Raw genomic sequence first — 15,715 nt, 5'->3', positions numbered from 1 at the left:
ATGATAAAAAATATAAATATTTTTGTCTTGAAAGTATTCATATTACTGCACTTACTGTCACTTTTTTGTGTGCCTGCTTCTGCTCCAAGGATAGTCCATCCAGCAGCCAACCCAGTTCACGGACACCAACCTTCATTGGAGTGCCGCAACTTTCTTTAGGCCATTGGAATTTGCCTTTTTCAAGCCTCCGGTAATATAGCCAGAAACCATTATGTTCCCATTGGAGGATTTTAAGCTTATCACGTTTTTTATTGCAGAACACAAATAGACAAGACGAGAAGGGGTCTAATGCGAAGCTTTGCTGGACGATGGCAGCCAGGCCATCGATAGACTTACGCATGTCGGTACTTCCACAGGCAAGGTAGACCTTGTCGGTGCCGGCTATGCTCAGCATAATTCCCTCAGCACCATTAGCACATCCAACAGATGCTTCTGGTCAAAGCCTGGTTTGACTTGAACTTCAGCTGGGCCAAATTTGATTTCGATTGATTGGCCTTTGCCTGTATGCTCTTTATGATCTACTTCTACCGGAATCCATTTGGGAGATTCTGATTGTATGATTCCGTTTTGTCTTTCTTTTCTCAACCAGTAGCTTAACTGACGAAGACTTATCCCCGCGGATTTGCAAAATGAAGTTTGCGTCTGTCCGCTGGATTTGTACTCTGCAATTATGGATGCCCATTTTTGATAAAGATCTGCTTTGGTCATAAAGTTATACCTCCAGTATATTTTCTGGAGAGATTATCTCATAAGCCTGTTTGCATTTAAATGTGGGTATTATTTACCGCTTACGAGACAAGTTCGAGGCAGTGTATGAGCCTGCAACATCCAATCCATACGGTATATATAAAGTAGAAGCAGAGTGGAAGCAGTTTGTAACCGATAACGAGACTTATGAAAGGTTATATGTCACCGTTCATGGCGTTATCAAGTACGACAGCTCCAAGGACGAGGGTGTGAATGTTTCGCACAAACTTTATGCCACATTGACGGACCCCTTTGGATATGTATCCGAACCCGGTATGGGACTTGTTGTTGAGGGCATCAATATCAGGCCTAAATATGTGAAAGGTTACGTGGAAGATGATGTAAATGACATTTTTGTCATTAGGAGGTTTGTTGCTGAATTCAATACACTCGTCAGGGTGGATCAATCTATAGCGACATCCAATCCTTCGTCGTACAGTGATATCAAGCATGGCGAGCTGCCTATTTTCAGAGACGGTAATCATACTATTTCTTTCTACGATATATTCGGCATGAAATGGACTCAGGAAATTGAGGTCAAAGATCAGTTCAAAGAGTACGGTTTCCTGATACATCTTTCTGAAACAGGTGCTACGTCAAAACCGGTAGAAATCACGATTGTTCCGGAAAAACAGGAGAGTCACCATATATTGGTGTTCGACAGTTCTGGCAACCAGATTGAAAGTGATACATTTCCTTCTTTTACTGCGACCATCGACTCCAACATAGTGTTGACTGTTGTGAATGTAGGCGAAAAAAGAGTGCAACATGATATATACATCACAAACATCCTCACCGGCAAACCACAGGCAACGCTTCATTGGTACTATAACGAATTCAAAACCGATTCGGTGCCTGAAGGGGTGACGGAAACTTCACAGCCTGTTACAGTCTGGTACACCGCGGATCGTGATGTAACCCCGTCAGGAGGTACGTCCACGTCCCATACCTTCTACCCCGGTGATACAATAACATCCTATACCTTTGAATTCACGGATGCAGCCGGAAACAAGGGCAGTATAACTGCAACCCTGCCCATTGCGATTGTCGAGCCTGCACAGCTTATTGATGAGATAGCACCGGAATATGAAGTTCATATCTATGCTATGAGGGACGGCAGGAATGAGTATCGCAGTTATTTTGACTCCGGTACAACCACAACTACTTTGGAAGACGCCATCAGAGAGGCGGGCTATGTGCAGGGCTACTCCTTTGAAATCGTGGTTACTGAGGACTCACCCTATAAGCTTGTACTCCTGGACGGTAAGGTTTCTGATGTCAATGGTATTTCATACGATGGCAGTGTTTCGAATGAAATAGACGGAGTCACTCTAAACAGAAACGTAATCACGGTAACAAAGGCAGCTACCTTTACAGTTGTCATTGTGGACAAAGCCGGTAACAGGAGTGCCTTTACGATGGAGCTGGGCAAGTATTTGGATAATACCCCGCCTACAGCTACTGTAAGTACAGAACATATAGATTTTAATACTGTGAGGCTTTATATAAAACTGAGCGATACAAGCAATGACAAGATAACGGATACCGGTAAAGTGACGCTGTTGTCGCCTACGGGGCTGAATGTTGAGATGGATAATCCCAAATACAAAGGACAATACTATTACGATTTTGGAGAAAACAAATTTTTGACGATTACTTTCGTGGACATGGCAGGAAACAAGGAAAGTACCATCGTTGAAATAAAATCACTGGATAGGGATCCTCCTAGAGTTTCGGTTAAGTGGTCACCGCACTATGTGTATCCGGATGGAACACCTGATCCGTCTTCGCCGTCAACCGTTTTGACAAACAAGGATATTATGGCTACGGTGACTTATGACAAGTCAGTGGAGGTTTCGTCTTATATCTCCTTTGATGACGGAGTTACATGGTGGCCAGTCACCGATGATACATATGACGAATATTTCACTCTGAAAGCTACTTCGGAAACCGCGATAGTTACTTTCCACAAGGGAAACATCGTCGTCAGGCTGATCGGGACCGCGCTGAACGGCAAAACCGTAGAATGCGATTTGCGCCTGGATGATGTGATTATTAAGAAAGCACCGGAAATAAATGTGCAAGTGAAATACAACCATAGAGAGGGGTATGAATCCGGCACACCGTTATCTGCAACTATAACCTTGACACCGAAAGACATTGACGTATTCTGCGCCGAGAGCACAACACCCGGCAAAGTCATAAGTAAGGATAGCAGCATAAGCTTCATGGTTTATGAAAAGGGTAATTACATTTATCATTTCACCGATATTGCCGGGAATACAAATGCTGTGGATGTTTTTGTCGATAAAGATTTGGACCGGACGCCGCCCACTATTTCTGTTGAAACCGGAGACGGGTCTGTAACAGGCGGCACTGTGACCGTATCCATTTCTTTGGATGAAGCCGGGACATTGACCGTGATCGGTGCAAACAATACTACAATATTCAGCCAGGATGTATCAAAAGGTAAAAAGGAAAAGATCACAATTATGAATAACGGCTCATACGAGGCCATAGCTTTTGACAAGGCAGGGAACAGAGCAACTACGGTATTTGTGGTAGGAAACATAGACAATACTCCACCAGTCATATCTCTTGAACCGGTAACTCTGGACATCCGTCAGGACAGCACTGAAGAGGATTTGATGACCATGCTTGATGCCGGATGCATAGTTACAGATAACTACAGTGACAGAAGCAAGATAAAAGTTACCAAAGATACGTCGGGTGTGGATCTTACCAAACCGGGTGTTTACAATGTTATCTATACAGCGGAGGATGAAGTTGGAAATACTGCCGAGGCGACGCGTTTTGTGAGGGTCTACTCCAAGTATGAACTTGAAGTGCTGATCAATGGTAAGAAAACTTATAATGGTGGTACGACAGTCGTAAACTCCAATACCATGACAATCTCGGTCACAAATCCGCTGGGAGATGAGCCTTATACCATCTATCTGAGCAACGGTCAGAATTCAGCGGGACAGATGAAGTATTACTATTCCATTGTCCGTCCGGATGCCAATGGCAGCATTTCGGTGAAATCCAGCGGTATTTATACCCTGTACATCGTTACTCAGAGCAGGCAAACGTATATTACCAAGATCTATGTTGAACTTCCTAAGGGGGTGCAGGAAGAATGAAGAAAATTATAAAACGCATTATTTCCGTAATGCTTGCGTTAGCGATTATAATAGAGTTTCTACCAATTACTACGCTCAAAGTAATGGCAATGGAGGATTCAAACGGAGTTGTATCGATATCCAATGAATACATTTCTGTTGACGTGTCCGGAAAGAATGGAGGTTTTCTGATAAAGACCAAGGAAGGTGACAAGCTCATCAAGTCAGACGACAATAAAGCGCTTCTATACCACAGAGATGAGTATGATACATCCTTTACCTCCTTTGAAGTGACCTATGCTGACGGAAGTACCAAGCAGTATTTGTTCGGAGGAAGCTACGGCTTCCTCGGAATGTCAAGCTCGGACGTAGAGGTGAAAAAAATAAACGAAACTGAAATCCATGCAGTCTGGGAAGTCAACGACCTGGTTTTTACTCAGAAACTCAGCCTGGTGAGCTCCGGAGCCAATGAACATGGAATGGTGAGCATTGCCTATGATGTGGAAAACAAAGGCAGCAGCCCCGTGAGCATCAAGGCCAGGATTCTTTTGGACACGGCTTTTGATAAAAAGGATTATGGTACCTATCAGGTTGTTGATGCGAATAATAAATATCGCTCTATATGGACGGAAACAGTCCTTACCGCATCGGATTCCATTCCTCAGAATTTCTTTGCCAATGATGACCCATACAATCCTTCCGTTACGGCATACACCGTGAGTAAGCAAGGACAGCTGCCGTACCAGGTGGCGTTCGGTCACTGGAACAATCTTGCGGCAACGCTCTTTGATTTCGCACCGGACATTACGCTGGACTTCACGAATACGCTAAACAAATACATGACCGCCGACAGCGCTTACGCCTTGTATTATGATATCGGCAGTGTTCCGGCATCCGGAGGAAAAAACACTCTCATTACCTATTACGGGGTATATTCGCATCATGATGAGGTTGTCGACAGCACGATGACTTTGGATATAACGGCACCGACGGCTCTTACGCTCAATTCTAAAAAGAATGCATATGTACCGCTGGTGAAAAAGGGAATTGCTGATTTTTCCATCCAAATGGTTATAAAAAACCTTTTGGGCGAGCAAAATGCAGATTACAGCAGATTAACCCTCGCAGTCCATACTTCATATGGGCTCAAACCACTGAATTCATTGGGACAAGCAATAGAAGGAATAGAATATGATAATTATGAACCATATAATAGATATTATGTAGATGTGGAAGCTGGAGAGACCGTTTCCGATGTGCTGTATTTTTCCGCAATACCGGCTGTTAACACGGAATACAGGAAAATAAAGCTCCAGGTTTACAATACATCTGTCGATTCAACGCTTACCCAGGATAAAATTCTGGCTGAAAAGGTATTTTATGTACTATGTCCCGGTACGGATGGAGGACTTCCGAAGTACACCTTTACCTCCCTTGCGCCGAATATTATTTATTATAGTGGTACAAGGCACCTGTACGTAACGGGTACCAACATCGACATAATTTATGCATCCATTCAAAGCGGTAACTGTACTATTAAAGCTTATACCGAAGGCAAAGAATTAACAATACCCAAGGAAAATGTACTGCAGCCCGCAACGGACAAGCTTGATATCATTCTGGCCGATGATATGGTGACCGGCGAATGGTATTTGCAGTTTGAATGGTCGGATGAGGCAGTGAAAGGCGAACTCGTAGCGCCGGAGTATCAGAAGCAGACAGCTCCTGCTCTCAAATTTATGGTAAGCGATGACAAGCAATATAAAAACGATACTTATGGTGTGATAGCAGTTGTACAGTTGAAAAGTGATACCGAACCGGTATATCAAATCTTGTCCTTTAGAAATGAGAAAGAGTTCCAGGCTTTCAAAGAAGGGACGACCAAAAGTGACGGCACGAAGCAGAAGGAATATGAGGAGATACTTCTGGAATTCAGAGGGGAATTTGAAATAAAGGAATCGGTTTATGACAGTGTACGTGGCGAGAGAGTACCGACAAAAGTTAAGGCGACCTCCCTCAAATCTTCGGTGGACAGTAAAGCAACAAATTGCATAACCATCAATAACTGTATAGATTTTGAGGCAGGAGTGCTGACCATCTTCTATACCGATAGTTCCAGCAGCACATATAGCAAATATGGAGACATTCTGGTGCTGTTTGACGGCTCTCTTTATACCTCGAATTCCAGAACATCGATCTGGAAAGGTGAAGCCGGACTCACAAAGATTGTCCAGGGAAAAGAGTTTGGCCTTATTCCATATGATACCAACGGAGAAAGGGAAGAAGACTTCGATGAAGAGGCTATTAGCCTTGTATGGCCCAGCATATTGGGCACAGCCCAGTCTATTTTAGGCATGGCCTTCAATCTTGCCTATGGTCGGCTTGGTGTTATGAAAGACGATGACGGTAACGAGGTGGGCAGACTGATATCTTTCGGAGCAAAGCTTGACTTAGGCTTCCTCATCCCTGGGAAAAAAGATGATGACAATAATAAGGATGAGAAAGAAGATACATACTGGACCAGATTGAAGGCATTCTGGAGATATTACAAAGAAGGTGAGAGAGGCGAATATGCCGACTGGCTTTATTGCAACTATGACAAATTCCCAATACCTATCGGGGTTGAGAAGGGAAATGATGATGACGACGATGATGATAAAGCCGCTTCAGTCATGGTGGAGGATATCCTGTACGGCTGCGGCAAAGGTTTTATCGGCCTGCATTTTAAAGTAAATGTAGGTATTCCGAATTATATCGAAAAAATGCCTCAAATCAAAGGTGAGCTGGAAATAAACACTATTGGCAACTGGATGATTGGCCTCGAAGGCGAGATGGAATTCGAGACCTTTGGCTTGGAGGTTGAGCTTACCATTAAAAGCTATAAAAACATTCCGGTTCCCGACAAAATATATTTCTTTGTATCGGGTTTCGAGCCGGGTCTTAATATAGATGCCCATGGAGTTATCTGGATAACCGGCGGTGGCGGTGGAATTGACAATTTGTATGACACCATCTTTCTTACGGGTGGGGTTCCGCCACTAAAGATATTAATGTCGGTAACCTTTGACATTATCAAGGTATTATCGGCAAGATGCGATTTCTCCATTGGGCCGCGTGGAATTTCCTTTTCTGCTTCAAATATTAAGATCAAGGCAACCGATATCATTGCTTTGAAAAAAGCGGCGATGCAGTTTGACTGGTATCCTGATCTTTATATCATGGGAAGCATTCAGATGAGCCTTGCGGATTTAATACAAGGTGGAGGCTATATTGTACTTGAAGGGAAGAACTACAGCGAATGGTTCTTTGAAGCGTTCGTCAGGGCTGCTCTGACCATACCCAAATCCATGCCGTTCGTTGGTGGAATGACGGTTACCCAGGTGGATTTAGGTCTTAACACGCAAAAAATATGGGGTCAGTTGAAGGTGCTGCGTTCATCACTGGGTGTTACCTATTACTGGGGCGGAGACTTGATTTTCGGAGAAGGCGAAATATCCAAGCCTACCTATCCGAATCTCCTTGGCTTCGACGATATACCGGTATACCACGATGCGGAGACAGGAGAGACATTGTACATGAGGGTCGGAACAAACCTCAGTATTGCCGCGCAGCCTGAAATAGCCGACGACCTTGACCATATCTTCAAGCTTATGGCAACTACTCCCTCTGTCTATTCAACCGCTGACAGGCTGAAACATAAGTTCAATCTAGGCAGCGGTTCGGATTCGGATGCATTGATCGATATTAAGTATGCTGCAGACAGCCTGGAGGATGCCATAAGCATTGCGCAGAAAATCATCGCCAACGGAATAAAGGATGGCAGCGACAATGAATATGTTCTCATACTGTATGACGGTACGAATCCTTATGAGGCAAACGCCAATGTGACCTATAATCCTGATACAAGCATGGGCGCTCTTACCATCACTATGACAACCAACGCATGTTATGAAAAAGACTGGTATGTTACTACACCGAAGGCTTCTCAGATCATCCTGTACAATGTTGCACCGGTGCCGGAAATCACCTCTGTAAGCGGAAGTGCCAATGGTACGAAGCTTGACATCAACTGGTCGGGTACGCTTCTTACTGAGTTGGACAGTGTGAAATATTATCTTGTTTCAGATAAGGACACTATAGATGAAGGCGGGTATCCAATAGGTGAGCTTACCGACAGCACGGAAATAGGCAAGGGAAGTAAATCCTTTACTGTTCCGGCGGATGTTCCTGAAGGAGAATACTATATCCGTGCAGTATACTCCAAAAACGATGTTATAAATAGTGCGGTAATCAGTGCCGGCAAGGTTTTTGTCGAGAATGATAAAACGCCGGATTTGCCCTCTATTTCTCAGGTCAAACCGGCAGGTGACCTTAAGTTTGACATCATCCTCGATAAGCTGACCGCCAATGCTTATATGGTTAATGTATACGAATATGATGCCGACAGCCATAGCTGGGTTTATTCCGATGTAAACGGAATTGTTGTGGAGAAAGCCAACATTGTGAACAACACCATAACAGTGGGAGGCAGCTATATTTACACGGACAATAACCAGAATACATCAAGCGATGCCCAGAGTACATCAGTAGTAAAAGGCCTTGCGGCAGGCAAGGACTATCGGATCGGTGTCATTGCATGCAATTATGTGGACAGTAACGGTGATGGGGAGTATGATTCCCAAGTCTTTAGCAAGGAGAGTTTTTACTCGTCCTCGGGCAATGTAACGACTATTGACAGTGCGACTTCTGTAACAATGCCGGAGCCGAATCCTCCCGTTGTAAACGTAACAGCGGACAAGGTACCGGTGGCATTATCAAGGACGGTCGGAAATAAAACCGAGAGCTACGATACGTATGCTTCCTCTGACATTACCTTCACTGTGTCGGCCGACAAGGATATGACAGGTACATGGGCACTGGATGGGGAAGGCGGTATTTCCGGTACTGTCGCAGGCACTACTGTATCGATACCACTAACAGGGCTTGACGATGGAGATCATACCCTTATCATAAAGGGTACTGGTCCTAATGGAGATGGCTTCAGGCATGCCTATACCTTTGCTGTGGATACGCTAGCACCAAAGCTTCTTTTAAGCTCGCCTACCAACGGTAGTTTCTTTAATGAAGACGGGACACTCACAGTAGCAGGCACCACCGATTCCACTGCGTTCTTCAGCATATACAGTGATGGTATGCTTGTCTGCGCTAATAAGAGCATTTCCGAACTCGGAGGCTCCATTGACAGCGATGGTGTATTCTCCTTTAAGGTTGCTCTACCCAACGCCCATAGTGCTTCAAGCCATAAGATTACCATTATAGCATCCGATATAGTCGGAAATGCAACGAGTGTTGATGCTGAGGTTGTTCATGGCGGACTTTCCAATATACAGTCCCTTGCAATCTATGCTGATGGTGTTAAATGGGATAATGACAACATCGTATCCAATCCGGTGAGCTCCAATACCTATCAGCTATCACTGTGTGCACAGACGAATAAGGGCGTAAGCTTCTACCTTACCGATGAAAAGCTTGTGTCATGGAACTGTACTGCTGTAGAAGGAACAGCTTCAATAGACAGCAAAGGCACCCTTACCGTCGGGGCGGACAGTGTAGGCTTTGTAACAGGTTCTCTACATGTAGCTGAAACCGGCTCGCTCACATCGAGCATAACTTTCGGTGCGGAGCGTTTCAGTTCAAACATCGGTAACTACACGGTTGTAACAAGCGCTACCCAAGGAGGAAGGGTTACCGGCGGTGGAACGTATGCTCCCGGTGATACGGTAACACTGACTGCGATCCCGGATTCCGGCTATAAATTCACCGGTTGGATTTTGGAAGGTGTGAGCGTCAGCGATATATCGGCATCAACCATATCCTTTACAATGCCGGATAGAAATGTAGTTGTCACCGCTAAATTCGAAAGGAAATTACCTGAGGATTCCGGAGGCGGATCACCTGGCAATACACCGGAAGAATCATCCGGAAATACTTCAGAAGAATCCTCTGGCAATGATGAAGAGGACCCAACCGACAGCATTGTTTATTCCATAGCGGCAATTGCTGATCAGAAGGTCAGCTTAAAAATTCCTTCGACGGTTGACGTGAACCAATTTGTAGCGTATTATCTGGTGAACGGGAAGAAGGTATATGTTCCCATGAGCATCGCCGAAGACGGCATGCTGACGTTTATAGCACCGGCCACCGGAAAATACACTTTAGTGGAGCGCAAAATTTCATTCACTGACGTTGAAAAACATTGGGCGAAGGATTATATCGAGTCTGCGGCAGCTCGTGGCCTATTTACCGGTATTGGGGACAATAAATTCGACCCGAATGGTAAAATGACGAGGGCTATGTTTGTCACTGTGCTGTGGCGACTGGCTGGAAGACCTTCGGGAGGAGCAATCGATTTCAAAGACGCAGCTCCCAACTCATATTATAGTGATGCTTTGGCATGGGCTTCGAACAACGGTCTTGTATCTGGATACGGAAACGGACTCTTCGGTGTCAATGACAAGGTTACGAGAGAGCAGATGTGCGTAATCTTTGTTAGATTCCTGGAATATATGGGTTTTGATATTTCAGAAATACCGGAGGCATTGCCTTTTGCCGATGAACATGCCATCAGTTCATGGGCAGCACAGGCAGTGAAGCTTTGCCGGAGTCTCGGAATAGTAAATGGCAAGAGCGGCAATATATTTGACCCGGCAGCAGATGCTACAAGGGCAGAGTGTTGTGCAATGTTCATCAGGCTGATTAAGATTTATCTCAACAGTATCAGATAACATAAAAGGCCGCCGCGGGGTTACCCGTGGCGGCTGAAAGGTAAAGCTATGAAATACAGGCAAAGTAGAATTATGAACAATAAATACATCAAAAGATTTATAACGATTCTCACCATATTCCTTGTATTTTTACCGCAAACCATTTTGGCTGAAGCGAGAGGGGATGCCTGGGCGACATTCTCTGATATTACATCAGAATATGATGGCAGTGGGGTACGCATTGCCCTTATAGATACAGGCGTTTCATGCAAATACATTGATGAATCCCGTGTTGTGGAAGGAAAAAACTACGTATTTCCTGATAAGACCGGGAATGACCTTATCGGCCACGGCACCGCAATAGCCGGCATCATTCTCGGGTCAGACAAACTCGGCATAAAAGGCATAGCATCCGGTGCGGAGTTGGTGCCCCTGGTCTATTACAGCCGGTATATCACCGGTGTACCTGTAAACGGCGGGATTGATGCGATCTGCAAAGCTATCTATGATGCCATCGATATATACGGCTGCCGGATTATCAACATCAGCTCAGGCATAACAGCCGACAATGATAAGTTGAGAGAAGCCATTGCCTATGCAGAGGAGAAAAACGTTCTCGTGGTATCTTCCGTTGGCAACACCAACCGCAGTTCACCAGATGAGGTTTATTATCCGGCGGCTTATGAAACGGTCATCGGTGTGGGTTCTATAAATGAAAAAAAGAGGTTGCGGGCTTCTCCCAGCGAAACATTTCGGTGAAGCTGGTGGCTCCCGGTGTTGATATACCTACGGTACCCATCAGCAACAGTTCAAAGCCGGTGAAGGTAAGCGGAAGCTCCTATTCTGCTGCGTTTATAACAGGCGCAGCAGCACTCCTCCTGGAAGCCAATCCGGAGCTTAGCGCTGCCCAGCTTCGGGAGATATTGTACCGTACTGCTGAAGATCTGGGCTCCGAGGGATATGACACAGAAACCGGCTGGGGTCTGATCGACGTGTCAAAAGCGCTTTCTGAGGTCCCCAAATACATACCCTTGACTTCAAAGAGCGCTGGAGAGTTGGTGACAGTGCCGTATCTGAAAGAGGCTGCATAGTATTGCGCAACTATATTTTAGTTTAATGTGCTAGTGAATTTGAGATAGCATTGTGAAGAGTTAATAGAGGTATAGACAGCGTGATATAAAGTTTCAAGCTTGTATATAGTCCAACGCTGACTAATATGGTTAGTCGCATTTTCTTAAAATCTATTCTTTAAGAAGCGGCATCTATCTACACTAATTTTTTAATTTGTTATCGATTCCAGCTCTTTACCTCGGAGCTTATGCTTGGAAATGTTAACATAATGAGTCAATTCGGGATTGAATTCAGCGAATATAGATACACTCAACATCATCCCTTGCCATTAGCTGAATTCAATCCTTTTTATTTATGGGCTTTAGCCTGTTGAGCATGAAGCGAATTTCTCTGCAGAGAAATGAGCCATGCGAAACAAAAAACCACCCGCTATGCGGGTGCGGAAACGATTGTTATACAAAAAATCACCTTTCCGTTATAATAGAGTTGTTCAGGCTACTATCATAACGAGAGGAAAGGTGATTTCATGGCTAACAAAAGCAACGATATGTCACACACAAAATGGATGTGCAAATATCACATCGTCTTTACACCTAAGTATAGACGAAAAATAATTTATAATCAATACAGGGAAAGTATAAGAGATATCATAAAACAGCTATGCAGCTATAAGGGAGTAGAAATAATAGAGGGACATCTCATGCCAGATCATATACATATGCTAGTAAGTATACCTCCCAAAATAAGTGTATCAAGTTTTATGGGATATTTGAAAGGGAAAAGTGCACTCATGATATTTGACAAGCACGCAAATCTTAAATATAAATTCGGAAATCGTCACTTTTGGGCAGAAGGATATTATGTTAGTACAGTAGGATTAAATGAAGCAACAATTAGAAAATATATACAAGAGCAAGAGAAACACGACATTATGTTAGATAAATTAAGTGTAAAAGAATATGAGGACCCCTTCAAGGGGTAGCTGGTAGTACAAACGTCCCTTAAGGGGCGGCGACGAGTTAAGGGCATAGTGGCTTGAACAAAGTGAAAGCCAGCGTCTTTAGGCGCTGGCCGGTAACATCCCCTTATAGGGGTAGAGCAAACCACCCGTTGGACGGGTGGTTATGATTTCATAAAGCGCCCTGGGAGTGCTTGCCGTTCTTTTATCATGCTCCAGGTGGAAGCTTGTCAATTAATCAAGAAAGTAGTATTATTATTAGTAAAAATATGAAATAAAATTAAAAATTTGATTATTTAAAGGCCAGATATGCAATTCACAGACAGGCTTTATATCACCTGGGAGGTTTTATGCCGATTAATATTTCCATTTGCGATGATACTAAAGAGGATATAGAAATATTGAAGGAAGCTCTTTATGCCTATGATCATTCTTTTGACATCATCTCTTATACAGACGGACAAGCAATGATAGATGACTTCCTGGACACTACGCACAACATAGATATACTTTTTTTGGATATCTATATGCCGGGAATAGACGGTATAAAGACGGCAGAGAGCATTCGCAGGGAGAGAAAGGATATCAAAATCATTTTCATTACATCCAGCAAGGAGCACTATCCCCAGGCATATGAGGTGTTTGCCTTTAATTATATTTTAAAACCATTGGACAGGGAAAGATTGTACCGCATCCTGGATCATGCATTGGAACAGATCAATAAGGAAAACAGTCAGAAGATCTGCTTTAGCTACAAGTCAACGATGTACAGCGTGAATTACCTCGATATCCTCTTTATTGAAAGCAGGGATAAGATCATCCTTTTTCATAAAGTCGATGGAGATGCACTAAAGTGTTATGGTAAATTGGATCATATTGAAAAAGAGCTGCCGCCGAAGACTTTCATACGATGCCACCAGAGTTTTATCGTAAATACATCTCACATTACGGAAATGGGAGCAAATTACTTCCGAATCGGACAAGTTTTAATCAGCATTTCCAAGAAAAATTTAAAGCTTGCCAAAGAGCGATATTATGAGTACTTATTTTCTCATATGGGCAGAGGACGAGCGTGATGAACGAATCTAAGCATGCAAGATTATACCTGATTTTAGGATTTATGTTTGTTATCCTGTTTACCCATCTGCCGGTTATATATACTTTGCTTTATCATAGCCTAACCGGTGCCCCGACAGCGGTAGGCGGGAACATAGATGTAAAAATGGTTTCCCCTGACCAGACAATAGTTTTGGATGGAGAGTGGGAATTTTATTGGAAACGCCTGATAGTCACCGATGGGCAGCAGAACCATAAGCCGGATTTCTTAATCGGTGTACCGGGTTACTGGTCTAAATGCAAAATCGATGGGGGATGGCTGCCGGCGGGAGGTTATGGAAGCTACCGGATTAACCTGCAGGGGATGGACTATGCCAATCCTGTCACCATCTACATACCGAATTTCGGTAGTGCATACCGGGTTTTCATAGATGGTGTGCTGACTGCGGAAAGTGGTAAAATATCAAAGGATTCCGATAATGTTTTTACGGTTCCCCGGGCACAGATCTACCCTGTGACACTGTCTGCAAGAGATTCTCATGAGGTTGTGATTGAGGTGGCGACCACACGGTTTTCCGGCCTGTATATGGCTCCTGTGTTAAAGGATTATGATCGAGTTGTACAGGAAGATGGCAACAGGTCCGGTATTCGCTTTATCCTGTTCGGAACCGTGTTATTCTCCTTTTTTGTTTTCATTGTCATATACATGCTGTCTTTCCGAAAAAACATGCGCTCCATATGGCTTCCGCTCATGAGCTTTTTGATGATCCTGCGCATTATGCTGACCAACGAATTTTATAGCTTCTGGCAGAGCAGAGTATTCTTTAATATCTCCTATGAAGCCACCAACGAGTTGATGTTTTTTGTCACCTTTGCGCTGAAATTCATGTTGATTTATCTCGCACAGGAGCAATTCGGGGTTTCCTTTTCCCGAAAGGAAAAGTACGGCTTTTTACTCTATTATACGGTCATATACCTAATATATTTCTTCGTACCGAACGAGGTATACAACCGGTATTTGACAATACTAATCCCTGTCTCTGCCTTTGCCCTGGAGATTTACTCATTTTTTAAAATCTACTTTGGAAGGCATCATTTAAAAAAGTACGGCAATATAGTCTATTGGGGGATTGTCCTTGCTATTTCCGGGCTGATCATCGACTGCTATTACATCAACGGCAACATTTACCCCAATATGTCCCTGGCACTGCTGATATTGCTTTCGCTATACCTGATGATTGTGAGCTTCGTATCTGCTCTGCGAATCGCAGGATTGTACAAAGATTTAGCAGTATCTTCTTCCCGCCTGGAACAGGCAAAGAACCAGATATCCATCCAGAAGGAATATTATGATGCTTTAAGCGAGCAAATGAACGAGATCCGTGGGATCAAGCACGACATTCGTCACTTTATCGGAGTACTGAGGAGGTTGTCGGAAGAAGGACGGTATGAGGAATTGAAGCAGTTCTTAGGTGAATATGCTGAAAAAACTGAAACCGATTCCCTTCCGGTATTTTGCGAAAATGTCGTGGCAAATTCCATTTTGGGATACTACTCCCTGAAAGCCAAGGAAAGCGATATTCCGTTTAACTGTACCTGTAGCATCCCGAAACAGCTTTCAATGAGCGATAGTGATCTTTGCGTCGTTTTGGGCAATGCCTTGGAAAATGCCATTGAGGCCTGCGTCAATCTGGACAATCCAGATATGCGGTTTATATCAGCCATGGCAAGAGTCTCAAACAACCATCTGCTTGTAAAAATTGAAAATTCATATAACGGCTGTCTCAACATTCAAGATGGGAACTATCTCTCAACCAAGAATGAAAAAACCAGAGGGATAGGTATGCAGAATATTAAAAAAGTTGTGGAAGAATATGGAGGCTATATAAGAATAGACCACAACGGGGAGGTTTTTACTCTCATGGTTGCGTTCCCTTATAAGCAAAAAGGGGAGATATACCAGGCCTGTGATACGGGGCTACTTAACATGTAATTTT

At 43.8% G+C, this 15,715-nt stretch carries 7 protein-coding genes and 1 pseudogene; 6 read left to right on the top strand and 2 right to left on the bottom strand.

The genetic code is table 11. The features are described from left to right. Positions 1-37 precede the first annotated feature (37 nt). Both tnpB and tnpA (CDO33_RS12430) read right to left on the bottom strand, forming a co-directional pair. A complete protein-coding gene (gene tnpB / locus CDO33_RS12435; RefSeq protein WP_028992631.1) occupies positions 38-394 on the bottom strand; it encodes an IS66 family insertion sequence element accessory protein TnpB in 357 nt (118 codons plus the stop codon). After that, positions 388-708 (bottom strand): IS66 family insertion sequence element accessory protein TnpA, encoded by a 321-nt coding sequence (gene tnpA / locus CDO33_RS12430; protein WP_028992632.1) that lies wholly within the window; start codon positions 706-708, stop codon positions 388-390. The genes tnpB and tnpA (CDO33_RS12430) overlap by 7 nt, the downstream gene beginning before the upstream one ends. Before the next feature lie 62 nt (positions 709-770). Between tnpA (CDO33_RS12430) and CDO33_RS12425 the strand changes: the two genes are divergently transcribed. The 6 genes and pseudogenes from CDO33_RS12425 (at position 771) to CDO33_RS12390 (ending at position 15,711) form a co-directional block, all read left to right on the top strand. After that, a complete protein-coding gene (locus CDO33_RS12425; RefSeq protein WP_103083060.1) occupies positions 771-3,890 on the top strand; it encodes an immunoglobulin-like domain-containing protein in 3,120 nt (1,039 codons plus the stop codon). Next, on the top strand, positions 3,887-10,654 hold the full coding sequence (locus CDO33_RS12420) for an S-layer homology domain-containing protein (RefSeq protein WP_103083059.1): 6,768 nt from the start codon (positions 3,887-3,889) through the stop codon (positions 10,652-10,654). Before CDO33_RS12425 ends, CDO33_RS12420 begins: the two co-directional genes overlap by 4 nt. Positions 10,655-10,702: 48 nt before the next feature. Further along, a pseudogene (locus tag CDO33_RS21680) lies at positions 10,703-11,724 on the top strand (S8 family peptidase). A gap of 506 nt (positions 11,725-12,230) precedes the next feature. Next, positions 12,231-12,686, top strand: coding sequence for an IS200/IS605 family transposase (gene tnpA, locus CDO33_RS12405; protein WP_103083351.1), 456 nt, complete (start codon positions 12,231-12,233; stop codon positions 12,684-12,686). A gap of 326 nt (positions 12,687-13,012) precedes the next feature. After that, entirely contained in the window at positions 13,013-13,738 is a 726-nt protein-coding gene (locus CDO33_RS12395) for a LytR/AlgR family response regulator transcription factor (RefSeq protein WP_103083120.1), read from the top strand. Next, on the top strand, positions 13,738-15,711 hold the full coding sequence (locus CDO33_RS12390) for a sensor histidine kinase (RefSeq protein ID WP_103083119.1): 1,974 nt from the start codon (positions 13,738-13,740) through the stop codon (positions 15,709-15,711). The genes CDO33_RS12395 and CDO33_RS12390 overlap by 1 nt, the downstream gene beginning before the upstream one ends. Positions 15,712-15,715 lie beyond the last annotated feature (4 nt).

The organism is Clostridium thermosuccinogenes, from assembly GCF_002896855.1.
Taxonomy (GTDB): Bacteria; Bacillota; Clostridia; order Acetivibrionales; family DSM-5807; genus Pseudoclostridium; species Pseudoclostridium thermosuccinogenes.
This window is presented reverse-complemented; position numbering and strand designations above follow the sequence as displayed.

Bases quoted from the DNA above. Each gene is read 5' to 3' on its own strand.
- tnpB (WP_028992631.1), bottom strand. From the start codon at position 394: ATGCTGAGCATAGCCGGCACCGACAAGGTCTACCTTGCCTGTGGAAGT.
- tnpA (WP_028992632.1), bottom strand. From the start codon at position 708: ATGACCAAAGCAGATCTTTATCAAAAATGGGCATCCATAATTGCAGAG.
- CDO33_RS12420 (WP_103083059.1), top strand. From the start codon at position 3,887: ATGAAGAAAATTATAAAACGCATTATTTCCGTAATGCTTGCGTTAGCG.
- tnpA (WP_103083351.1), top strand. From the start codon at position 12,231: ATGGCTAACAAAAGCAACGATATGTCACACACAAAATGGATGTGCAAA.
- CDO33_RS12395 (WP_103083120.1), top strand. From the start codon at position 13,013: ATGCCGATTAATATTTCCATTTGCGATGATACTAAAGAGGATATAGAA.
- CDO33_RS12390 (WP_103083119.1), top strand. From the start codon at position 13,738: ATGAACGAATCTAAGCATGCAAGATTATACCTGATTTTAGGATTTATG.